This is a genomic window from Rhizobium sp. 007, assembly GCF_015353075.1.
Taxonomy (GTDB): Bacteria; Pseudomonadota; Alphaproteobacteria; order Rhizobiales; family Rhizobiaceae; genus Rhizobium.
Genome location: NZ_CP064187.1, coordinates 2,839,583 through 2,862,669 on the forward strand (window position 1 = coordinate 2,839,583; position 23,087 = coordinate 2,862,669).

Here is a 23,087-nt window from a genome sequence, read left to right on the forward strand (position 1 = left end):
GAAGCGGTTTACGGCAGGCCGGCGATCCGCCGGTACGCTCTGCGCAGGATATCCATCAGCAGGCGTTGCTCGTCTTCGGGAATGAAGGCGAAAAAATCCTTCGATTGCTGGGTGACGAGGGCTCGCACCTGTACCGCCAATTGCGCGCCCTTCTCGGTGATATAAAGCTCTTGCGCACGGTTATCGTCGACCGACGTTTCGCGCCTTAAAAGCCCGTGATTTTCCATCTGATCGACAAGCCGGCCCATCGCGGATCGATCCTTGAGAATGAGCTGCGCAATGACAGACGGGCGGATCCCCGGGTGGCTATCGACCATCAGCAGAGTGGTGATTTTCCCCGTACCGCGGGCGACATCACAGCCCTCCAGCCGCTCGTCGAGATCGCGTGACACCGCCAGATTGACGGTACGGATATAGAAGCTGAGTGTATCTTCCAGCACATCGAGGTCGATGTCGCCGATCGATATGGGTGGTGTTTTCTTTGGCTCAAGCACGGCACTAACGCTCCGAAAAACAAAGGGATAGCGTCCTGTTTTCCGGTAAGGAAACAGGTGTTTCAGTCTTATCTCCAGCATTGTCAGGCGTCGTTTCGACGGTGATGATTTGCTAGATAGTGGACAAATGCAACTATTTTTTCTGAGGCTTCGGCGCTAATTTGTTCACGGCAAAAGAATGCCTATCAGATAGGCGAACAGACCATGAAGGGGAGGCAGAAACGACAAAAACTGCCTTGCTTTTCAGCAGGACGGTTTAGTCACGCTCCGAAATTGATGTCAGGCGGCGGGCTCCCACTCGCTGCCGGGGATCGCCGAGACGAGCTTGCGGGTATAATCGTGATGAGGTGCGCGGAAGATCTGTGAGGGCGGGCCGTATTCGACGATCTCGCCCTTGTACATGACGGCAACTTCGTCGCAGATCTGGCTGGCGACCCGCAGATCGTGCGTGATAAAGATCATCGCCACCTTGGTCTCCTTCTGGATCTTGGTCAGCAGCTGTAGAATCTGCGCCTGGATCGACACGTCGAGGGCCGATACCGCTTCGTCGGCCACAAGCAGAAGCGGGTCGAACATCAGCGCCCTGGCAATACCGATCCGCTGGCGCTGGCCACCGGAGAACTCGTGCGGGAAGCGGTCATAGGCACCTTCGTCCAACCCTACCAGCTTGAGCGTCCGAAGCGCTTTTACCTTGGCCTCATGCAGCGAGACGCCATGAGCGATCGGTCCGACGGTCAGAACTTTGCCGATCGTGTGGCGCGGGTTGAGCGAGGCGAATGGATCCTGGAAGATCATCTGGATGTAGGGGCGCATCGACCGGAAGGCATCGCTCGACATGGGCGCGATATCACGACCGTCGAACAGTATCTTGCCGTCATCACAGTCCATCAGCTTGAGCAGAACGCGGCCGAGCGACGACTTGCCGGAGCCGGATTCCCCGACAACGCCGAGCGTTCGGCCCTTGCGGATCGAAAAGCTGACGTTGTTGACCGCTTTGACTGTTCGGCTCCTGGAAAAGAACCCTCCCGACGTGTGGTAGGTTTTGCTCAGGTTCGCGACTTCCAGCACCATCGGCGTATCGGCGGTACCTTCGCGGTCCTTCGCCCTCATGCGTGGCACAGCGGCGATCAGGCGTTTCGTGTAGGGATGCTCTGGCGTATTGAGCACCACATTCGCCGGCCCCTCCTCGACGAGGCTGCCCTTTTCCATGACGACGACGCGGTCGGCAATCTCGGCGACGACGCCGAAATCATGGGTAATGAACATGACGCTCATGTTCTTGCGACGCTGGATCTTGCGGATCAACTCCAGAATCTGCGCCTGTGTGGTCACGTCCAGCGCCGTCGTCGGCTCGTCGGCAATCAGCACGTCTGGGTCGAGCGCCAGCGCCATCGCGATCATGACGCGCTGCCGCTGGCCGCCCGACAGACGGAAGGGATATTGATGTTGCAGCAGCGCCGGATCAGGCAGGCCCACCTCATCGAGCAACTCGAGGATCTTGACTGCACGGCTTTCTCGCGTGCCGATCTTGTGGGCCTCCATCACCTCGGTGATCTGGTCGCCGATTGTCATCAGCGGATTGAGCGCCGAGAGCGGATCCTGAAAGATAATCGAAACAGCGCGGCCACGCAGGGTGCGCAAGCTCTCTTCCTCCGTTTGTATAAGATCCATCCCTTTAAACAAGATGTTACCACCGGTTACGGCGATCGCCGATGGTAACAAACCCATGATGGCGTTGGCTGTCACGGATTTTCCCGAGCCGGATTCGCCTATGATGCAGAGAATTTCTCCCTGTCTCAGGTCAAAGGAGATATCGCGTACAGCATGCGTCCGCTCCATGTTTTTGGGTAGGCTGACCGTCAACCCCCTGACAGATAACACCACGCTTTCGGCAGTTTCGCTTTGGACAGTTTCAGTCTGCTGCATGGCGAATCCCTTTCTCGCGAGTGATCATGAAACGATAAGCAAGAATGGTGCCGAGTCCGCTTTAAACCGGATCATTTTTCCGCATTTCAACAATCAACGACAGTGCGAGACACCATTTTCCGCCTGCCACTGCGTGCTCAGGGCTTCCATGATAGTCACAGCCTACGCGATCTCTAAATGGCGGCAAACATAAGGAACAGCGCCGTCGAGCAGTCGCGCCGCTTTATCGTGCCGGGTGTTCGGCGATAAATTCGGTACGGGCAATGCCCTGACCAGACCCCTGGAACCAATAACGCGTCACGACATTCTCTTTCCACGAGATAAGGAGATCCCAAATGACGAACGATCCTAAAAACTCAAAGCCTGATCCCGACCTTCGAACCAGAGCGGTTGATTATCGCCGCAAGAATTGGGTCGCATGGATTGCAGCGGTAGGATTGATTGCGATTGGCGCTTTCGCTCTCACCCAGTGGTCTAACGGACCCGACACCGATCCAGAGACCACTGCTTCGACCAATTCCGAACCCGCGCCGGCTCCAGCAACCCCGGCCGCGCCGACAGACAATAATGCCGCACCTGCTCCCGTCACGCCGCCTGCAGGCACGACGCAACAGTAAGATTGAACTTGCCGTGGTCGGATGCCGCTTGCGACGGATCATAGCGACGACGCAAAATGCGCGTCATGGCCGCCGCAAGCGCCTTGTGCCATGAGGACGATGGGACCATTGGCTTGCAGGCCAGACTTTTTCGCGCCCTATTGATTGAAACCACGCCCACGACCAAGTGCCTGCGCCTGGCGCTCGGCCAGGATCTTCTGGCTGCTTTCGATCCGGACAGCCCGCTGCAAGACCTTGAGCGATGTCCGCATCGCATCAAACGCCTTTCGGTCGGCCGGCGGCACCATGTTGAGGGCGTCCTTCTCATCGCGCCCAATGGCATCAGGCCCAAAACGCGCATCGAGTGCCTTGCTCACCGCAGCGAACTCGTCGCGGACCTTCGGATCAAGCGAGCTGACCATTCCGGTAAGCGCCCGCGGGTTCTTCGCAACCGCTAGGGTGAGGCGCACGAGATCATCGCGGGCGCCCCCGCTCAACCCCGGAATGGCTATCGCCATGCGTCGCCGTTCTTCGCCGAGCGTGCGGAGAGCCGCATCGAAGGCATTTGAGTAAACCGAAGCAAGGGCGATCAGGCGATTGGCAACCTCCGGAAGCGCTTGCAGCGCATCCCTGCGCTCTCGCCCGGAAGCAAGCAGCCGGTCGATCAGGCGGTCCGAACCGCGTAGCGCTCCGTAAGCTCCGGGATCGCCGGCGACGGCTGCAGCGATGCGATCCGCCACGACACCCTTTGTGATCAGCGCCTCGATCGTCGTCACCGCTCCGGCCGGATCACGCCAGATGCGCAACGCCGCTTCCGCAAGGGCCGCGCGGCGCTGCTGGTAATGCGGAGTCGACATGGCGCTTGCTTTCGCGTCCTCCTCGACCGGCGCCTTGAATTCTGTGACCGCGGCAAGGAGCGGCGGGGCGGAGGTTTTCTGCCTCTCCGGATCAAAGGCCGCAGCGGCGACAATCCGCGAGCGATCCTGGCGTTCGGCCTCATGCTGCGCTTCGGCAAACCGCTTCACAGCCGTAAAAAGCTTCACCAGCTCCTCGCGCTTTTCTTGCCCCAAATCCTCCGGCATGCGCTCCATGGCGTTGCGCTCGACATGCTCATTCGCCCTATCGGTAAAGGCGCTCCGGCCGAAGCGAACCGTCAGAGCGTCGCTCAACGCCTTGATTTCCTGGACGACGGAGCGATCCTCGGCGGCGAACAAAAACGCAGTTTTATAAGCCTCCTCCCCACCCGCTTGCCGGATGGCCTCGATCTCGCTGAGACGCGCATGAGCGGCCATCGATAGCGCCGGAACCGAAAAAGACATCTGCGTGCGGCGCGTCCGTTCACGCGCGCCGAAGCGTTCGGCGCTCTTCCGGAACGCCGCAGTATGGGCGCGCACCAGCGGCTTTAATTCAGCAAGGGCGGCAATCGCGGCATTGCGCTCGTCACGCGCCGCCCGCCCATCGATTAAACGGTCCGAGCCGCGCAAACGTCCGAGCTGGGCCGGCGCACGCGTGATGTCGTCGGTAAGCCGGCGGGGCATGGCGTCAGCGTGTGAAGCCCGGTCGTTCAGCAAGGCAAGCGCCTCGCCCGGATCAACGAAGATCTTCCCGAGCTGCGCGCGAAGGATCGCTTGACGTTCCTGACAACCGGGTGAAGCCAGTTGCGCCAGACGCGCATCCTCGTCCACCCCCCTTGAGAAAGACGTCACCGGCGCCAGAAGATACCGCATGTCCTCGACACTGGTCTGCTCGACGGATGGGACCGGGACTCGGTCATCATAACCGATGTGCCGCTCGCGCTCGATCGCAAAGCCTAGAGCGACGTTTGCCCGTTCCCACAGCACCGCCAGTTCCTTCCTCTTTCCGGCAAGTCGGGCCAACTGCCGGGCAACGTCCTCTTCTATCCCGGCGGCGATCTCCGCGAGATGACTAATCCCGCGACGCCGCGCGAAATCACCCGCATAGGCCTGGTAGACGGCCTCATTTTCGAAATCGAGCGTGGTGGTCTTGGCGCCGGAGCGCGACAATCGCTCGACGAGCTGATTGAACAGTTCGGGCCGATGGCTTTCGCGCTCGATGCGCTTCCGGCGGGCCGCAGCGGCTTCGACCTGTCTGGCTGTCCAGACGTTGCGATCCACTTCCCTTTCCTCGAAACGCTTCTGTCCGGTTTCCGCGTCGATGACAGGAACCTGAATTTTGACTTTCTCAACCCCGTCCTTGCGCAGAGTGACCGTGTCCCCGACGTCGGCCCCACCCTCCCGCAGTGCCTTCGGCAGGCTCACGCCCCAGAGCCTATGCGTAACCCCGTCATCCGTTTTGACGTCAGCATAGGGGCTCGGATCGACGTCCTCTCCTTCGCGGAATTGTGCCTCCCCGATATCGACAAGTTCCCCAGTGACGCCGGCCGCATGATCGACCCGGCTCTTCCTGCCCCATTCCGGAATTGCCTCGAAGTCCTCTTTGGCAGCGTAGAGATCGGCACGGTGGCGATGGCGGGTCATCGCCACATAGGTCAGATGCTGATCCATCATGCCGGTCGCAAGAACGAACGTCCGGTCCACCGTGGCACCCTGCGATTTATGGATCGTCGCGGCATAGCCGTGATCGATATTGCGGTAGCTGTCCCCACTGAAAATGACGTCGTGGCCATTATCGAGGCGCACCGAAAGCAATGTCCGGTCGCATTTATCGGTCGTCGAAACAACCGTGCCCAGCGTGCCGTTCTTGACATATTGGGCCTTGAGATGTTCGGAGCGCGGCTCGAAGAAGCGGGCGTTTTTGAGGAAGATGATGCGGTCGCCAATGGCAAACTCGCGCGCCCCGCGTTCGGTCTGGAAGGCACGACTGTCACGAAGCGCGCCCTCGGCCGTCATCACGGTCCTCAGCGCCTCGTTTAGACGCTTCACATCCATGTTGGTATGAGCGAGAACGAGTAATTCGTCGCCGCGCAAACGGCCCGGGCTTCCTTCATCGGCGGATTTCTGAAGCAGTTCGCGACGAGCATCGGTCCAGTCGGAAACGATGCGCCCGATGACTTCCTCGCGCGTCTCCAATCCGACAAGATGGCCTCGCTCCAAATAGGCGTCGAGACCCTGTTCGACGTCGCGGCGCGCAAACAGCCGGGACGCGTCGCGTGCCCATTGCTCGCTTTGGCGGCGCACGCCGGAAAGTTCGGCAAAGCCGATCCGCTCCGTGATTGCCCGAAACGCAGCACCTGCCTGGATCGGCTGAATCTGCATGGCGTCACCGACCAGGACGACTTTCGCGCCTGCCTCTTCCACAACCTTCAAGACGCGCGCCATTTGCTTCGACGACACCATGCCGGCTTCGTCGATCACCACCACGTCGCCGCGTCCAAGCTTGTCGCCGCCGTCGGCCCAGGCGAGCTCCCAGGAGGCGAGCGTCCGCGACTTGATGCCGGAACTGCTTTCCAGGCCTTCGGCAGCCTTTCCAGCAAGCGCAGCACCGATCACCCGGCGACCTTCGCTTTCCCAGCCGACGCGCGCGGCATCGAGCAATGTGGATTTACCCGCACCCGCCAGGCCGACGACCGCGGCAAGGGCGCTGTCGCCTGCGACATGCCGGACGGCGTCCACCTGCTCCGCATCGAGCCGGAAGCCCCATTCCGGATCACGCGTCTCGACGCTTCCGATCGCTGCGGTGATCCGCCGATCGGGGACGGCGTGCCCGCCGCGCTCTGCGAGAACCCGCGCCGACTGAGCCATGTCATATTCGATGCGCAGGATGTCGCGCGTCGTGAAGATTGCGGACTCTGCAGCTTTTCCCGTTTGCGGATCGAACAGCTGCGGCTTCAGCGTGACGAGATCGTTCGATGCCATCAGCCGCGCACGGATATTGGCGAAGTCAACCGGTTCGTCGACATAGCGGTGGAGCGCACGGGCGATATCGCGCTCATCAAAGGTCGAGCGCTCATTGGCAAGCTGCTTCAAGAGGAGTTCGGGATCTGCAAGCAGGCGATCTGCCATTTCCTGCCGGCGGGCAAGTTCCGCCGGCGCGAAGAACATCTTCCTGCCCCTTCGTGCCAGTGCCGCTTTTTCCGGACCGAGATGCTTCTGTGCGATCCCGTCCAGCCCCTGTTCGGCATAGGAGCGGCCGTCGAGGCGGATTTCATGACCGGCGAGTGCGAGATGCCGATTGGCCGCGTCCGCCCAGCCGATCTTCCACGCCTTCATCGTTTCCTTGTCGCCGGCCCAGATCCGATAGACAATCCTGCCCTTCGGCCGGTGGGGCGTGACGACGCGCAGCGGCTCACCGTCTGCTCCTGATACCGCCACCTTCTTCGGCCCGAACCCCTCTTCCGTCAAAGGACGCAGCGTTGTCATCAGGTGGATGTGAGGATTGCCGTCCTTGTCGTGATAGACCCAGTCGGCGACCATTCCTTTTAAGGTAAGGTTGTCGCGGACGAACTCGCGCACCAATGCGATGTTCTCGGTCCGCGTCAGTTCCTCCGGCAGAGCAATGATGAGCTCGCGGGAAAGCTGCGCGTCGGCCCGCTTCTCGAACGCATCGACGGCGTTCCAGAGCACCTCGCTGGCGCCGGCGACCGAGCGTCCGTCGATCGCCTTGCGCAGCCACGCCGGCGTCGCATCCGGCAAGACCAGCTCCTCATGCGCCAGTTCCGACAAACCGCCGCGATAGGTGAAGGACATGCCAACTTGCTCGTCCGTCATTCTCGTACGGTGGCGATAGGCTGCAGCCGAGACGATGCTGCGTCCCGCTCCCCTGCTGATCACCTGCGCTCTGACGAACATGATCGCCACCACCGTCTCCTGACGTCCCGGGCACGTCGCGCAAGCGACGTATATTGCGCCCTCAAACCGATCGGCCCGACTGGGCCGATGCCGCTTTTGCGTAACTCGTCTACCGGCGGGAATTCCGCTCCAGATTCTTGGGTTCTGCGCAAGCTAGCCCATTTAACTATCTTGTTCTAGTGTGTATAAATGCGAGCATCATAATGACAGAACACAATGGGGCATCGTCAATGGCAGCAAAATTATCGATTTCAGAACTCGATGCACAGATCGAGAAGCTGAAGGAACGCAGAAGACTTTTGATAGTAAAATCCGCCGAACGGTTTGCGCGCGCCGCGACAAAGGCGGGTCTGGCGGAGATGGAATTATCAGACGAAGAACTCGATGGGATCATCGCTGAGATCGCGGCGCGATTTCAAAAGAAAACAAAGGACACAGCCGGCGCATCACCTCAACCGTATCGACCGGAGGCTGGCCGGACTGGAACGCCGGCGGCGATTTCACATGACGGCTGAGCGCAAGCGCCAGGCGCGGGAAAAAATCCTCCTCGGCGGAATCGTCGCCAAAGCCGGGCTATCGAATGCTGACCGGGCGTTCCTGCTCGGCGGCATGCTCGAACTGGCCCGGACCGTTCCGGGCTCTTCGGAACATCAGCGGCTGCGCGACATCGGCAAAGAGGCGTTCAAGGCCTCTTCTCTGGATGTTGTTCAGGAGAAAGCGGAATGGCATTGAAGCATCGATTGCATCTGAGCCTTCTGCTTGTTCTCGTCCCTGTCGTCATTGCCGCCCTTGCCATCTACGTGACTGGCTGGCGATGGCAAGGATTGGCAGCCGGCATGTCGGGAAAGACGCAGTACTGGTTCCTGCGGTCGACACCCGTGCCAGCACTTTTGCTCGGGCCGCTCGCAGGACTTCTGACGGTCTGGCCCTTGCCGTTGCATCGACGCCGGCCGATCGCGATCGCAAGCCTTCTCGGCTTTCTCGTCGTTGCCGGCTTCTACGCCTTGCGGGAATATGGACGTCTTGCTCCCTCCGTTGAGCGCGGCATAATCGCCTGGGATAAGGCGCTTTCTTATCTCGACGCTTTCGTCGTGGTTGGATCGTTTCTCGGGTTTCTGATCGTTGCGGTGTCGGCGCGCATCTCCGTCGTCGTGGCCGATCCGGTCAAACGCGCCAAGGGTGGAACCTTCGGCGACGCCGACTGGCTCTCGATGCGTGCGGCCGCAAGACTTTTCCCGCCGGATGGCGAAATCGTCGTCGGCGAGCGTTATCGCGTCGATCGCGAACTCGTGCATAAGCTTTCCTTCGACCCGAACGATCGTTCGACGTGGGGACAAGGCGGCAGGGCGCCGCTCCTGACCTACAAGCAGGATTTCGACTCCACGCATATGCTGTTCTTCGCCGGTTCCGGCGGTTTCAAGACAACCAGCAATGTCGTGCCGACGGCCCTTCGATATTCCGGTCCGCTCATCTGCCTCGACCCGTCGACAGAAGTTGCGCCGATGGTGGTCGAGTACCGCAGGCGTGTTCTCGGCCGTGACGTGATCGTGCTCGATCCTGCCGATCCGGCAACCGGCTTCGACGTCCTCGACGGCATTGAAACGTCGACCCGCAAGGAAGAGGACATCGTCGGCATCGCACATATGCTGTTGTCGGAAAGCGCACGTTTCGAATCGTTAAGCGGCGCCTACTTCCAGAACCAGGCGCACAATCTGCTGACCGGCCTGCTTGCGCATGTCACGCTCTCGCCAGAATATGCCGGAAGGCGAACTCTGCGCAGTTTGCGCCAGATCGTTTCCGAGCCGGAGCCATCGGTGCTCGCCATGCTGCGCGACGTTCAGGAGAACTCAGCGTCCGCCTTCATCCGCGAAACCCTCGGCGTTTTCACCAACATGACGGAGCAGACGTTTTCCGGCGTCTACTCGACGGCCTCGAAGGACACGCAGTGGCTGTCGCTCGCCAGTTACGCTGGTCTCGTCTGCGGCAACGCCTTCAGATCCAGCGATATCGTCTCTGGCAAGAAGGATGTGTTCCTCAACATCCCGGCTGCCATCCTGCGCTCGTATCCGGGTATCGGAAGGGTGATCATCGGCTCGCTGATCAAGGCCATGGTGCAGGCCGATGGCGCATTCGACCGCCGCACATTGTTCATGCTCGATGAGGTCGACCTGCTCGGCTACATGCGCGTGCTGGAAGAAGCGCGCGACCGCGGCCGCAAATACGGAATCTCGCTGATGCTCATGTACCAATCGGTCGGACAGTTGGAACGACACTTCGGCAAGGACGGAGCGACCTCATGGATCGACGGTTGCGCGTTTGCCTCCTATGCCGCAGTCAAGGCACTCGACACGGCGCGTAGCGTCTCGGCCCAATGCGGGGAAATGACCGTCGAGGTAAAGGGCCGGTCGCGCAATGTCGGCTGGAGCAGTTCTACCACGGGATCTCGCCAATCGGAGAGCGTAAATTTTCAGCGAAGGCCGCTGATCATGCCGCACGAGATCACTCAGTCGATACGAAAGGACGAACAGATCGTTATCGTCCAAGGCCAAAGTCCGATCCGCTGCGGGCGAGCGATCTATTTTCGGCGCAAGGACATGAACGAGGCGGCCAAGGCCAACCGTTTCGTCAAAACCAAGCTCTGACCGGTAACCGACATCGTCAGACGGCCAAGGACTGCTTGCGATGCGTCTTGCTTCCGACTTGAGCTCCGAGTGCTCCCGCCACGGAGCCGACCATGTGAAGCGGAAGAAAGTCAGGGAACCGTTGCGACGCGGTCTGCCGAGATTCGCGGTCCTATATGGGAAATTCAACCAATGGCGGTTTAGCGTCTAGGCTTGGACGGTATAGGGGAGGCTTTGATTGCTCGCTCATCCCCCATTGGGCCGGGAATGCCGAAAAAGACTGACAGCTCTTCGCAGATTGTCGGCGAGCGCCGTCGAGCTAAACTCGCCCCCGACGCCTTTCCCCGGCGCATCAGGCACGCGCCCTGGTTCATCCATGCTTTATGTCGTGCCTAAGGGATGCTCGACACTCTCGCTGTCCCCAGGGCGTCTTGGGGGATACCCGAATGCACCAGACGCCGGACAGCGGGACAGAATGCAGGTCGCCAGAGGCTGGCGCTGCAAGTTGCTCGAGAGATTTCGAGGATCGTCGTGCGCGCCAGTGCTCGCAATCTGTTCGACCGAACCGCCGCTCGGATCCCAAAAGAAATCCCGCCCGGAATCGGCTTGCCTCGTCCGTCGACGCGGTTCTACGGCTCCACTCTTTTGGGCCGCCCGCGGCCGATAGCGCCGTCAGCGCGGGCCTGCAAATAGGCGTAAATGTCGTCGATATAGGGAGCAAAGTTGGGATCATTGGCGAACCCTTTCATGACCGAGCTTCCGCTCGTGCTCTGGCCATCGCGAACGACACGCCTGAACGTCTCGATATCGAGCGGCCGGTTAACGAGAGAGGATGCGAAAGTCGAGCCGACTCCATCGGGGCCGTGGCAATGGTTGCAGCCGGCATGATAACGCCGGTAACCGTTGTAGGTCCGCGCATCGGCCTTCCCATCGACCACTTTGTAGAACTTGTCGGCGGCCGCGTCTTCCTGCGAGGATCGCCCCGAACCCACCGCGACGCCACAGGCGACGACAGCGAAAAGTACCAGGCGCTGCAATGGACGCATCTCCCTATGCCTCGAAGACGCTTAGCGGCGCGATCGGCCGCGTCATCCGATAGCGAGTTCGTGCGAACCAAATCGAGCCCTAACTGTGTCACAACTGTGTCACAAGCCCGCTGCCGCAAAAGCCGAGCCAACTTCGTGTGCTTTGAAAGTCACTTTCTCGCACGTAAAGTTGACTCGGCTCTCTTCCCCGACCAGCCCTGCGGGGTTGATGGTCCGTTGGGTTCGCTCGCCCGGCAAGTCCAGTTGGGCAGGGCCGGAATCAGAATTTCGGACCGGCCAAAAGGATCACTCCTCGATTATGGCGCTGGTCGACACGTTATCGATCAGAGTCACGCTGGGCTCCTGCACAAGAAGGACCTCGCCATGGCGTAAGATCTCGAAGTCGGCGGACGGCTGGCCGACGGCTCGAGGGACGGAAATCATTAGCCGCTGCCCCGGTCCGAGTGTGGAGACGAATCGGATCGGCTGTGCTTCTTCTCCGGACGCCATGGTCGCTACCACCCGGTAGCCGCCGTCTTTCTCGACCGTGTAATAGACCGCACCATTGAAGCGGTCGAGATGAATACTGTAGCCGTTCTCTGGCGCCAGTTCCGAGGCCGAGGCGACGCCTGTCGTGGCGAGTAAGGCAATTGCAAATGCGATAGAACGTCTGGTCATCGCTATCCCTCCTCCGCGAGCGATCCTGCCTGGGCATTCTCTTCCCATGGCAGAGCTCAGCCTATGCCCGAAGCAGCTCGGGCACATCGGTACGGTCACCCAATTTCCCGGCGACTGGTACCCTAAATTCGCGCTCAAATTAGTTTTCGACGGCTTGCAACGCGCCAGCGGCTTACAGGAGCCAGGGCTCGCCGCGCAGGCGCAGGAGGACCTCCATACGATTGGCGGCGTTGAATTTGCCGAGGACGGCGGAAACCTGATGCTCGATCGTGCGCCGGGAGCGCGACAAACGCTGGGCGGCTTCCTTGTTGCTCATGCCCGCTGCGATCAAGGCAAGCACTTGTTGTTCGTGCCACGTCAAACCAAGCGGGTGACGGCGGGCCGCCCCATATGGCCCTCTGCGGGTTTTCGGCAACTGGCCCGCAACACCCAAGCGCTGCGCCTGCTTTCGCGCCAGCGCCGCAGCGGGACGCGCCTCCAACGACTCGAACGTCGTGACTGCACGGGCCAATGCCGGCCCGGCATCGGCTCCTCGAACCTGCATCAGGGCAAGCGCCGCTTCATAGGGAAGCCCCAGGCGATCCCACTCCCTTGCCGCCGCCAGCGTATTGCCGCGCAGCTCGGCAGAACGCGCTAAAGGAATCTGCGCCTTCGGCGCGGGCAGCGGTTTGGCGATACCGCATCGCTTCCACCACACTGCGAGTTCGCCGAAGTCCCAGGTACGGAAGTTATCGAGATCCATCCCGACGAGGGCATTTAATTGCTCATGGGCAGCACTGTCGTCTCCGTCAAGCCAGGCTGCTTCGGCCAGCGCCAGACGGACTGGCACGATTCGTTGCAGCTCGCCGGTCGCCAATCCCTCTTGGAGCGCCTGCTGGAGAAGCGCCAAGCTGCCGGGCTCACCCAGTCGCACGCGCACCGTTCCGAGCACAGTGAGCGCCGGCAGGTGCATGACCATCGGTAGGCGTTCGAGACTCATGACGCCCTGCGCAACGGTCTCAGCTTCGCGAAAACGGCCCTGCTCCATGCGAAGCTGCGCCTGCCGGCCGAGCAGGTATTGCGCCGCTGAATCGAGATCGTGCCTAGTGGCGAATGCGATGCCTTCGGACAACAAGCGTTCAGCCAGGACAAAGTCCTTGGACACGGCCGCGCATTCCGCGAAGTTGGTGTAGGCTCGCGCCGCATGGTCGTGAAATCCGTGCTCGAGCGCCAGCGCCAGGCTTTCCTCCAGCCGCTCGCGGCCGCCCGGACGGTCGGCGAAAAGGAGCGCGGTGCCGACATTGTTCAAAGCGTGGACGCGCGTTTCGATTTCGCCCAGTTGGTCGGCGAGTGAGATCGCGCGCAAGCCCCAATCGATCGCGTCGTCGAAGCGATAATGGAGCATGTGAAGTTGAGAGCGCGTGCTGTAGGCCATCGCGAGCTCCGAGCCAGGCGGCAATTTTTCCATTTCGCGCACCGCCTGGTCTGCGTAGTCCTCCGCCGGCTGGCCTTCGCCGCGGCGCCAGTGCAGCCGTGACAGCCTGCACAGATTAGGACCGATCTTGTCGGTGCGTCCGAGTTCGCGCCAAATCGCGATAGCACGATGATGCGCCTCAATCACCGGTTCATAGACGAGCAGGGCCAGTCCCGCCTCGTAGGCCCAGTCCTCGTAAAGTTGTGCGGCCAGCTCCGGTGTGGCTTGGGCGACGTATCTGAGAGCTGTCGCCAAATGTGAAGCCCCCTCCCGGTGGGCGCCTAGGCGCACCGCATGTGCCGCTGCTTGTGGCGCCAGTTCGAGAACGCGCGCGCCATCGTCGGCCCCGGCGGCGTGGTGTACCCGGCGTGAAAGCAGGGCAGACGCGTGGGTCGTGGGGAGTTGCGATATCGCCGCCTCCACCTTTGCATGGAGCGATCTCTGAACGTTCGGCGGCAACCGGTCGAGCGTCGCCTGCCGAGCAAGTTCATGTCTAAACATCACGGCGCCTTGATCGTCTTGCCGCAACAATCCGCGCGCCACGCATTGGTCCACCAGTGCTTCGGCCTCGACACCGAGCAGAGGCCGGATGAGCCACGGTTCCACGCTGCCTGGCACAATGCTGATCACCTCAAGCACTTTGCGTTCACCCGCTGTCAGTCGGGACAGGCGCGTCCAGACGGCATCGCGTATCGAATCTGGTACACGCCCTTGCTCCGCCTCGCCGCTTGCCAGAAGTTCGGTGATGAAAAAGGGATTGCCCTCCGTAACGCGATAGAGATCGGCGGCGCGGCGGCCCGCCTGCTCAGCCAACACCGTCACCGCTTCGGGAGACAGCGGCTCAAGCGCAATGCGGGTGACCGATGCGGACGGAAGATCGCCGAGGACATGAGTCAGGGGATGATCGGCGCCGATTTCATCGCTGCGCAGACTGAGCACTAGCACGACTGGAAGCAAGGAGATGCGGCGACCGAGGTATTTTATCAGGTCGAGCGTCGCGTTGTCGGCCCAGTGGACATCCTCGAAGATGAGTACGATTGCAACACTGGCGTGCTGGAGCACATTCAACAGTGCCGGAAAGAGCCGCTCCGGCGGAGCCGCCTGATCGAGCAGTGCTGCCACACGGGGGTCAAGCAGTTGCCCAATGTCCTGCATGGGTCCGAGCGGGCACGGCGTGAAAAGCGCCTCGCACCAGCCCCATAATACCTGGCAGCCTTTGTCGGCATGCTCCGCGAACTCGCGCAGGAGAGAGGTCTTGCCGATTCCGGCTTCGCCTTCGAGCAGCACAGTGCTGCCGTGCCCGGCCGCAGCGCTCCGCATTGCGCTCAGCAAAGTTTCGAGTGGACCCTCTCGATCGAGCAGCATCGCGAAACCCTCTCGTCGAGAGTATAACAAAATTAGATTATTTTGGCACAATGAAGTCTGTGCGAGTTGAAGGCCGTACGCCAATATTAGGTATAGGTTTTCGTTGTTTCTCCGGGACGTTGAGTAATCCGCTTCCGGTTGCTCGCGCGTGATGCGCGAAACCGGAGCGCGCGGAGGGCTGAGCAATCCAATTATCGCCGCTCGCGCACCTTCAGATTGCAGCAAGGACAGTTTCAAAGTCGACGGCACGCATCAGGAGAAATTTTTGCGGCTAAAGCATTCTATATATTGACTGGTTCAGCGGCGGAAAATCCTGCCATCTATGACGATCAGGCTGGCCATGATCAATGCCATCCCGGCTAATTCGAACGGCTCCAACCGCTCACCGAGAAATAACGCACTCAGTATGATTGCACTGACCGGCACTAGGAGCGTCACCAGGGAAGCTTGTCATGGGACCGTTTCGACGTCGGTCTGCCGAAATTCGTCATCTGTCGCCAGGATCGGCACGTCATAATGTTTGGCGCAAGCGTAATGCAGACAATCGCCGAGATTGAGACCATGGCGTCCTGAGCGGTAACGGTGCGCCGCCGACAATGCAAGCCGGGTCGTCTCCATCGCCGGCGGCAGCTCGCGAATTTCGACCCCTCGCTCGTCGAGAAATTCGAGCAGCAGTGGCTCTACGGCTTGAACCGAAATGTTGAACTTGTCCGGACGGGCAAGTCCAAGAGCAGCTTCCAGCACGGCGATCGGCGATGTCATCGGGCCTTTCGTCGAAGCGATCGCTTCTGAGACCCGCTCCGCCTCCGGTTCCTCCGATAGAAGGGCGATGATCGCGCAGGCATCGACAAACATCAGCCTTCGTCCCACATCTCATCGAAGGCCTCGCGTGGAAGCGGTTTCCTCGCTACGTCATTGATGGCGATCCGATGCTTCTCCCGCAGCCGTCTCGCGGTCTGCAGCGGCGTTTCGGTATTGCGCCGGCGCTCTATCGCTTCCTTCATGGCGATGACGATCGCTTCTGTGATCGTAACCCCTGCCATTTGTGCGAACTTGCGCGTGAGAGCATCGGCTTCCGGATTATTGACATTGATTGGCATGGCGCTCACATGTAGATGGAATCAACTATTAATGTATATCAATTTATCTACATTTCAAGCGCAGGAGAGTTCAGCGGAGAGACGACAGATATGTCTAGAGCCGACCGACTGACTATTCCGGTTGGCACTGTTTTTTCAGTTATCGGAGAAAATCTCGCCGACGTCGCCACGGCAAGTAGTTGGCGATCAGGAGCATTGACGGCCAGCACGTCGGCCGCGTTGCCCAGCCAGCGCCGAGGAGAGGTTCACTGTCCCTCGTCTTCACTGACGTCATTCGAGGTTAGCGAGAAATATTTCGATCTCGCGTTCGAACTGCTCGTCCCCGGCCTGCGCCTGTGCAATCAGGGCCGCGAGTTCGGCTTCGGCCTTGGCCCGTTCTTCCTTGGTGAAGTAGCAGCTCCGAAGTTCGGCACGCAGTTCGTTGACTTGATCGATAGTGGTCATGTTGATCGCCTCCTTTTGATGACGTCAACGGGACCACGTGCGCACGACGCGCGTGTCAGGGATCGCGGAACGCGACCGGCAGGGGCCGGCGAGTGGGGTGCCGGTTTTGTCGGAGCACAGGGAACCGGAGCGGAGATAAAACCGGGGGCCCACGCTCGTCCTTGACGCGGGCTGAACAGCCGTAGAATGGGAGGGCAGAAAGAAGAGAACCCGCGACCCCGACCAGGGGTCGCGACCGTATTCCTAAGAGTTCAGCCGCATGCCGCCGGGTTCCTCCAGGCCGAGGGTGAGCCCAGCCCCGCCCCGCTGGCGGGGGCAAATTTCCGGTCATTATCTGGACCGGCTGACCTCGGTAAACGACTTGCGACGCGCTATGAACTCGCGGAGAAGGGGAAGAAAAAAGGCTTTGCTGAACCGCCCAATGGGTGGTTCGGGCTCAAGGTAAAAGGAGCGGCCGACGACATCGCTGTTGAATTCATCTAGGATGATCCAGAGCCGCAAATCTGCATTGAGGCCGGCCCGCCGTTTCTCGATGGCGGGGATTTCCGCGGCGAAGCGAGGCCTTCTCCGGCTGCTTCGTAGTGATCGGGAAAAACAGTACCAGATCGCCATCATGACGGGGGAGCCTCACGCCAACGGCAACCGGCCGATCCTTTCGGCCCTCAGTCTCACCCTTGCCGGCCTCTCTAGCCCAGAGATAGGGATAGCGGATGACTGTCGCGGTCTGTATGTCGTCATAGCTGCTCACCGGCTGGCCTCGTCGGTCTCCGCATAGGCGTCGACCGCGGCCTCGAATTCGTCGAGCAACTCGCGCGGCATAGTTTCAAGCATGCCGACTGAACGGACATCGGATTGCCGCATCAGGCGTTCGTAGTCATCGATGTTGAGAAGCACGAGGCGCGGCTTGTTGCGTTGGGTGATCGTGACTGGATGGCGCAGTGCCTCGGCGATGATATCGCCAGATTTCCGGGAAAGATCACTTGTCGAATAGGAACCACCTGTGCGGGGCATGCTGGTCTCCATAGGTATTTGGTGCCGGCGATTATAGCGTCTTTATGGACACAAATCCACCATATACAGCATTGTTGTAAATGCTGTATGTTATCCGTGTCCGCTTGCGAGGCGGCTGGTTGGCCGGGATCTCAGTCCGGGCGGACCAGATGTTGGATACCGTCTTCGGCTCGCGTCGCGTAGACCAGAGCCGGGAAGCTCAGGTGGTCGAGCTCACGAGGTCATCGCCGTCTTCGTCCGGAAAAGCTTGCAGGAAGAAGGTCTGCAGCGGCCGGTCGTAGCCGATGACGGCGTCGGGATCGCTATGGCGGGAGGCGGTTTTCGCGACGGTGATCGTGTAGCGGCTCATCGGGAGGCTCCTCGGATCGGATGGGGTGCGTTCGCGGGTGGGGCCGGCCCCGTTGCCAGGGCCGGCATTCCGGATCAGGCCGGATTGTTCCAGAGGATGACCTTGCGGTTCGGTTCCCCGCCGGGAGCGGGTGCGAGATTGCCGAAGATCACGCCGATTTCCGGTGCTTCCAGCTTGACGGAGAGGTATTCCTCGCCGGTCTGGCGGGCGATGCGGGCCCACGCGGCTCCGATTTCAAAGCCGGTCTTGCGATGGATGACGCGGTAGTCCGGGGCTTCCTCGCTCGCCTTGTTGGTGTTCGGGATGATGGCGATCGGGGCATTGACCCGGATGGTGGCGAAGACGCCTTCAAGGGTGCCGTCGGTCTTCTGCGTCAGGGTTGCGATCGTGGTGGCCATGGTATTGTCTCCTTCGGTTGCTCGGGACCATTCCCGATGGCGCCCGAAGAAGGGGCCGAGCCGCAGGCGTCACCGGAGCGCAAGCGCAGGGGAACCCCTTGCGGGTTGACGCTGATGGCGGCCGGCCCCTTAAAAGGCGGCATAAAAAACGGGAATGGTCCTCGATGCGGCCGATGGGCGAGACGTCCATCTGTGGCCATCCGATTCGTCCCGGCTGCAGACCGCCCGCGCCCATGATGCACGGCACCGTCCGGATCAACGCCTCCTCGTCCATCCTCGCCCACAAGCGAGCCTGGCATGCCTCACCGCCAGACTTCAGTGCCTCACGGCGGTATCGCTGCGCCGCCGCCTCGCTGCCCGACCACAGGGACGTATTTCGCTCGATGCCAGCCTGGCGCGGCAATCTTCGGGAACCTCGCCCTGACCAATCCCGGTCTCAGCCAAAGGTCTCGCCGAGTCTCAACAGGGCGCGGGAAAGACCGGCCTTCATCGTCGCGCGCAGGCGCTTGCCAATATCGAGGACACAGCCAAACTCTGTCTGGGCGCGGCAAGCTGCACATCCATCACGGCTATGAACCGATCCGCCGCCACTCATCAGCAAAGTCGTTGAAGATCGTCGGCCGCGCGATTGATGATTGCGAAACGACGCATCGGCTTCTCCGCGATTGTCGTGCACAAGCTCTTTTGCCGGGCGCATAGGAGCCCGAGGATGGAGCACAATCTCGCGGAGTTAGGCTGCACCGGCCGCCTAAGTGTACGTTAGTCAGACCGCAGCTCACTTCACCATCGAGAATTCGAACCTGTCCCACTGAAGAATCAATCGATACTCGTTCTTTTGGGCGAACGTGCCGTCGCGATTGCGGACAATGACGCCGCAGAAACGCCACCGCGTCGGGTAGATGGAACAGAGCATATCGCCCTCGATTTTGCTGCTCCCCTGATCGGACCATTCTCCGACGGTGATCACTGTCGTGCCGTCTGGTGCCGTCACTCGCCGATATGCCTCGCCTGTCTCGATATTGCGCCCCTGGATTTCGTGACCGAAGAGCAGAGCCCTTATCGCGTCGCCGTCGAGGCGATCTTCCGGCTTCGGGCTGAAACCCTCGGGCAGATCCGGCACACCTGCCTTGCGCAGACCCACGAGGACTCTTTCCAGGTCGACGTAATTCTTGAACGGGAATTCGACCGCAGCCATCAGCCCTGTGTATTCAGGTTCCTGCGCTTGGACCAGGTATGGCTTCAACCTCTCACGGGCGGCAGCAGCATCAGCGTGTCGACCGAGGTGCCCGTAGGCGGAGATGAGCAACACGAGCCCGTTGTAATTGGCCCAAAAGTCCCAATAGGAGGTTTCCTTCGATTCCGGAGCGATCTTTTCGAAGGCGACGACAGCTTCCTCGAAGCGGTCCATCGAGAAGTAGGCGAGCCCGGCAAGGAAGTAACGCTCGCGCGGCCAAGCGGGATCCACACGTGCTGCGGCATCAAGGTAGCCGAGACCATTCTCGGCCCTGCCGTTAAAAATCATGGCGCGACTCAGCGACTCGTAACTGGAAGGGTCGCTGGCGTCGAGCGCTATGGCCCGCTCCGCGGCGGCGATCGCCTCATCGGATCTTTGCATCATCTTCAACTTTCCTGCGAGGAGTGTGTAGTACCCCGGAGAGGGATTCTTGGGGGCCTGCGTGAAGTAGGCGTCTGCCTTGCTGCGGGCTTCATCCTGCGTAAGCCCGAACACTTTTGACCGTGCCTCGGTCCAATGTGCTTCCCGATACATCCAGGCGAGTGCCGCCGCAGCATTGCCAAAGGTGCGATCAAGCGCCAAGGCCTGCTCATAGTATTTTACGGCCTCCACCCAATCCTCCGGCCTTTCCCTCAGTTCCAGTTCGCGACCGCGCAAATATGCCTCGTACGCGGCGAGGTTACTTGTTCCACCAGCGCTGGGTCCAACTTGATGGCTCGTGACCAGGCGAAGCTTGAGCGCCGTTGCGATCTCTCCAACCATCTTGTCCTGAAGCTCGAACACGTCGCTCCATGCCCCGTCGAGCCGCTCCGCCCACACGTTGCCATTGGTCGTCGAGTCTATGAGTTTTGCATTGATGCGCATTTCGGCCCCGGCACGACGTACGCTGCCCTCCAGGATGTATCGAACGCCCAATTGGGTCGAAACCTCTGATGGCAGGCTGGACTTGTTTTTAAAGGTGAATGCAGCATTTCGCGAAATTACGAACAGGCCGGGAATGCGTGCCAGTTCCGTTGTCAAATCCTCGGTAATGCCATCGGCAAGGTAGCCCTGCTCCTTGTCATCGCTGAGGTTGTCGAAAGGCAACACGACGAGGGACGGTCGGGTGTCGACAGCAGCAATGGAGGCAGCATCCTCCCTCTGCCAAGGTTGCCACCATGCCAATCCCGCCAATAGAAAGACAGCGATACCCATGGCGGCTGCGGGAATAGCCCGGGCTCGCAGGGTCCTCGTTGGGCCGATGGTGCTGCGTTCCACCGCGGGGTCAAGCACCACGCGATAGACCCGGATAGGCTCGGCAATGTTCTTGACCCTCCGCTCGCCCAGCGCAAGGTAACCGACCGCGAGCTTCGATCTCACCTGGTCATAGGTGGTTCCGGATATTGCGATGCCGCCGGGTTCCGCCAGCACCTGCATGCGGTCGGCGATGTTAACACCGTCACCGTGAATGTCTTCGCCTTCGACGATGATGTCGCCGAGATTGACACCAATGCGGAAAACCATCCTCTGTTCGGGCGGAAGTGCTGCGTTGCGCCCGGCTTTCTCCTGTTGAAATTCCACCGCGCAGTGCACGGCATCCACCACGCTGTGGAACTCGATGAGCACGCCGTCGCCCATGGTCTTTACCAGGCGACCGTGATGCGTGGCGATCTTCGGCTCGAAGAGTTCGTGCAGGTCGGCGTGGAAGCGGATCCGCGTTCCCTCTTCGTCGACCTCGCTCATTCGGCTGTATCCGACGACATCCGCAATCAGGACTGCTGCTAGGCGGCGCTCCATACCAGATCTTCCTGGGTGAGCCTCAAACGACATCTTACAGCACGTCACGTTTGGGTGCCATTGCTGATGGCCGGACAGGCGAATGCCCGCGGGCTGGTCCTTGCCACGAGTTCAACGTCTGACGAGCGCGTTGGATGCGCGGGAGCTGCTTCTGCACGGCTTGCCGGCCTCCGCACTGGATCACCTTTTTGGGCAACTCGTCGTCATCCGCAAGGCGCGGTCCTCGAAAGGGCCGTCGGCATGAGCCTGCGGACCTATCAGCGCCACAAGAACGCCCCGTCCAGTCCCCTCAGCCAGGAGCAGAGCAGACGGGCATGGAAGTTTACCGAGATCCTGACAAAGGCAACGGATGTTTTCGGATCACAGGCGGAGGCCGAGCAATGGTTGGAACGTCCGGCAATTGAGCCTCGAGCAGCTCGAATACGGCGTTTATGCATGACGCTGGTGCCGACAGCGCAGCGGTTCCAAGCACGAATGGGCACAGCACCGCCAACTGCGAGAAAATTCAACCAACATGGCAGGGGGTTGAATTTCTTTCTTGATTTTGTCAGGGGTCAATCTCTAGAAAGGGTCATAAATGACCCCTTTTTCAGGAGACACGCAGTGTCAACAGTGAGTCTAAAGGATGCAAAGGCATCGTTCTCTCATGTTATTGATCAAGCTGCCGCTGGCGAGTTTGTAACGATCACGCGCCACGGTCGCGCCGCCGCCGTCCTCGTCAGCGTAGGAGCTGCAGAGGCCGCAAGGAAGGCACTCCGGAAGGATCGACCTAGCCTGGTCCAGTACTTGAAGACCTTTCCGGCTGATTCCGACCTCGACGACGATTTTTTCGCCCGCAACCCGGCCCCCTCCCGCGAGGTTGATCTGTGAGCTTTCTTCTCGACACCAACGCCATTTCCATGTTCTCACCTTCCAGGGCGAGTGCATCAGACGCCTTTGCCGATTGGGTCAATGAGCAAGACCAACTGGACGCAATCTATCTTTCAGTGGTCACGATCCATGAATTTGAAAAATGCGTCCGCCTATTGGAAGCGAAAGGTGCCAAGGCAAAAGCGGCAGGGATTCACATGTGGCTGCAAGGCCTGATCGCTGGACATGGTGACCATATTTTGCCGGTCGACAACGATGTCGCTCTTGAATCTGGCAAGCTGGAAGCGAAAGCGATTACTGCCGGACACAGTCCAGGTGCGGTCGACGCGATAATTGCAGGGACGGCAAGCATTCATAAGCTCACCGTTATCACTGCAAACCTAAAGCACTTCCGACCGTTCGGTATTGCCGTTAAGTCACCGGATCAAGTTGCTCGCTAACGGAGTCCATCAAACTGCCATCAGCCAGGCCTTGGGGCCAAGTTCATCAATGAATGGGGTCACGAAGATGACGAAGAGACGCTTTGCCAGATATCGCCGCAGTGAAACACTGCTATTTGCCATGCTCTGATTTAAGAAACGGTAGAGGCCTTTCGCAATCTTGCGGATTGAAAATTGCTTACAAGGCCAAGCGTACCGCTCAGGCTCCTTGTGCGCTCCAATCTGAAACCGGCGACCGTCGGCGCATCAGTCGTCGATGCGGAACCCGACCTTCATGACCACCTGGTAGTGGGCCACCGCACCATCCTTGATGTGTCCGCGGATTTGATCGACTTCGAACCATTCGAGGTTTCTCATCGTCTTTGAGGCCCGCGAAATCGCCGTCTCGATCGCCTCCGTGACTGAGATCTTCGAACTGCCGATCAGTTCGACCTTCTTGTAAACGTGGTCGTTCATGTCATCCTCCCGTTCGAACTGAAACCTCTCCGACACGGCTTCCAAGCTTGCCGTCGAGCACAGACGATCCGGGAACGAGCGC

The 23,087-nt window shown here is 60.2% G+C and carries 20 protein-coding genes and 3 pseudogenes; 7 read left to right on the top strand and 16 right to left on the bottom strand.

Annotated elements, in window-relative coordinates; genetic code table 11:
- Window positions 1-8: 8 nt before the first annotated feature.
- Window positions 9-494, bottom strand: coding sequence for a MarR family winged helix-turn-helix transcriptional regulator (locus tag ISN39_RS14065; RefSeq protein ID WP_239597526.1), 486 nt, complete (start codon window positions 492-494; stop codon window positions 9-11).
- Between the two features lie 279 nt (window positions 495-773).
- Window positions 774-2,420, bottom strand: coding sequence for an ABC transporter ATP-binding protein (locus ISN39_RS14070; RefSeq protein ID WP_194727933.1), 1,647 nt, complete (start codon window positions 2,418-2,420; stop codon window positions 774-776).
- Window positions 2,421-2,755: 335 nt separating this feature from the next.
- Between ISN39_RS14070 and ISN39_RS14075 the strand changes: the two genes are divergently transcribed.
- Window positions 2,756-3,037 carry a hypothetical protein gene (locus ISN39_RS14075; protein ID WP_194727934.1) on the top strand — a complete coding sequence of 94 codons (282 nt, stop codon included), beginning with the start codon at window positions 2,756-2,758 and terminating at the stop codon, window positions 3,035-3,037.
- 137 nt (window positions 3,038-3,174) lie between these two features.
- Here the strand turns inward: ISN39_RS14075 and traA are convergent, their stop codons facing one another.
- On the bottom strand, window positions 3,175-7,794 hold the full coding sequence (gene traA / locus ISN39_RS14080) for a Ti-type conjugative transfer relaxase TraA (RefSeq protein WP_194727935.1): 4,620 nt from the start codon (window positions 7,792-7,794) through the stop codon (window positions 3,175-3,177).
- A 221-nt stretch (window positions 7,795-8,015) separates the two neighbouring features.
- On the opposite strand from traA, the gene ISN39_RS14085 reads away from it, so the two are divergent.
- Genes ISN39_RS14085 through traG form a run of 3 tightly spaced genes read left to right on the top strand, consistent with a single transcriptional unit; the run spans window position 8,016 to window position 10,427 of the window.
- On the top strand, window positions 8,016-8,300 hold the full coding sequence (locus tag ISN39_RS14085; protein ID WP_194730201.1) for a TraC family protein: 285 nt from the start codon (window positions 8,016-8,018) through the stop codon (window positions 8,298-8,300).
- Complete coding sequence (locus ISN39_RS14090; protein WP_194727936.1) at window positions 8,290-8,517, top strand: conjugal transfer protein TraD; 228 nt, start codon at window positions 8,290-8,292, stop codon at window positions 8,515-8,517. Before ISN39_RS14085 ends, ISN39_RS14090 begins: the two co-directional genes overlap by 11 nt.
- Window positions 8,508-10,427, top strand: a complete 1,920-nt coding sequence (gene traG, locus ISN39_RS14095; RefSeq protein ID WP_194727937.1) for a Ti-type conjugative transfer system protein TraG — start codon at window positions 8,508-8,510, stop codon at window positions 10,425-10,427. Before ISN39_RS14090 ends, traG begins: the two co-directional genes overlap by 10 nt.
- Before the next feature lie 608 nt (window positions 10,428-11,035).
- Here traG and ISN39_RS14100 read toward each other — a convergent pair.
- From ISN39_RS14100 to ISN39_RS14150, 12 genes and pseudogenes are all read right to left on the bottom strand, one after another.
- The gene (locus tag ISN39_RS14100; protein WP_194727938.1) at window positions 11,036-11,452 is read right to left on the bottom strand and encodes a c-type cytochrome; all 417 of its coding nucleotides are present in this window, start codon (window positions 11,450-11,452) and stop codon (window positions 11,036-11,038) included.
- 285 nt (window positions 11,453-11,737) lie between these two features.
- Window positions 11,738-12,109, bottom strand: a complete 372-nt coding sequence (locus ISN39_RS14105; protein WP_194727939.1) for a hypothetical protein — start codon at window positions 12,107-12,109, stop codon at window positions 11,738-11,740.
- Between the two features lie 172 nt (window positions 12,110-12,281).
- Window positions 12,282-15,011 (bottom strand): LuxR family transcriptional regulator, encoded by a 2,730-nt coding sequence (locus ISN39_RS14110; protein WP_246763213.1) that lies wholly within the window; start codon window positions 15,009-15,011, stop codon window positions 12,282-12,284.
- Window positions 15,012-15,224: 213 nt separating this feature from the next.
- Window positions 15,225-15,374, bottom strand: a pseudogene (locus ISN39_RS14115) (EamA family transporter); the annotation flags it as partial.
- 3 nt (window positions 15,375-15,377) lie between these two features.
- On the bottom strand, window positions 15,378-15,782 hold the full coding sequence (locus ISN39_RS14120; RefSeq protein ID WP_194727940.1) for a type II toxin-antitoxin system VapC family toxin: 405 nt from the start codon (window positions 15,780-15,782) through the stop codon (window positions 15,378-15,380).
- Window positions 15,782-16,027, bottom strand: a complete 246-nt coding sequence (locus ISN39_RS14125) for a type II toxin-antitoxin system VapB family antitoxin (RefSeq protein ID WP_194727941.1) — start codon at window positions 16,025-16,027, stop codon at window positions 15,782-15,784. Before ISN39_RS14125 ends, ISN39_RS14120 begins: the two co-directional genes overlap by 1 nt.
- Window positions 16,028-16,297: 270 nt before the next feature.
- Window positions 16,298-16,471, bottom strand: a complete 174-nt coding sequence (locus ISN39_RS14130; RefSeq protein WP_167377894.1) for a hypothetical protein — start codon at window positions 16,469-16,471, stop codon at window positions 16,298-16,300.
- 330 nt (window positions 16,472-16,801) lie between these two features.
- A pseudogene (locus ISN39_RS37885) lies at window positions 16,802-17,219 on the bottom strand (hypothetical protein).
- Window positions 17,216-17,482 (bottom strand): type II toxin-antitoxin system prevent-host-death family antitoxin, encoded by a 267-nt coding sequence (locus ISN39_RS14135; protein WP_074069438.1) that lies wholly within the window; start codon window positions 17,480-17,482, stop codon window positions 17,216-17,218. The pseudogene ISN39_RS37885 and the gene ISN39_RS14135 overlap by 4 nt, the downstream one beginning before the upstream one ends.
- Window positions 17,483-17,681: 199 nt before the next feature.
- A complete protein-coding gene (locus ISN39_RS14140) occupies window positions 17,682-17,831 on the bottom strand; it encodes a hypothetical protein (RefSeq protein ID WP_194730277.1) in 150 nt (49 codons plus the stop codon).
- A gap of 74 nt (window positions 17,832-17,905) precedes the next feature.
- Window positions 17,906-18,229, bottom strand: a complete 324-nt coding sequence (locus ISN39_RS14145) for a DUF736 family protein (protein WP_194727942.1) — start codon at window positions 18,227-18,229, stop codon at window positions 17,906-17,908.
- A gap of 775 nt (window positions 18,230-19,004) precedes the next feature.
- Window positions 19,005-21,272, bottom strand: coding sequence for an adenylate/guanylate cyclase domain-containing protein (locus tag ISN39_RS14150; RefSeq protein ID WP_348651956.1), 2,268 nt, complete (start codon window positions 21,270-21,272; stop codon window positions 19,005-19,007).
- A gap of 82 nt (window positions 21,273-21,354) precedes the next feature.
- Here ISN39_RS14150 and ISN39_RS14155 point away from each other — a divergent pair.
- From ISN39_RS14155 to ISN39_RS14165, 3 genes and pseudogenes are all read left to right on the top strand, one after another.
- Window positions 21,355-21,641: pseudogene (locus ISN39_RS14155) on the top strand (antitoxin Xre-like helix-turn-helix domain-containing protein); the annotation flags it as partial.
- Between the two features lie 201 nt (window positions 21,642-21,842).
- The gene (locus tag ISN39_RS14160) at window positions 21,843-22,109 is read left to right on the top strand and encodes a type II toxin-antitoxin system Phd/YefM family antitoxin (protein ID WP_194730203.1); all 267 of its coding nucleotides are present in this window, start codon (window positions 21,843-21,845) and stop codon (window positions 22,107-22,109) included.
- Window positions 22,106-22,549 carry a PIN domain-containing protein gene (locus tag ISN39_RS14165; protein WP_194727944.1) on the top strand — a complete coding sequence of 148 codons (444 nt, stop codon included), beginning with the start codon at window positions 22,106-22,108 and terminating at the stop codon, window positions 22,547-22,549. Before ISN39_RS14160 ends, ISN39_RS14165 begins: the two co-directional genes overlap by 4 nt.
- A 246-nt stretch (window positions 22,550-22,795) precedes the next feature.
- Here the strand turns inward: ISN39_RS14165 and ISN39_RS14170 are convergent, their stop codons facing one another.
- Window positions 22,796-23,005, bottom strand: coding sequence for a dodecin (locus ISN39_RS14170; protein ID WP_194727945.1), 210 nt, complete (start codon window positions 23,003-23,005; stop codon window positions 22,796-22,798).
- Window positions 23,006-23,087: the final 82 nt, after the last annotated feature.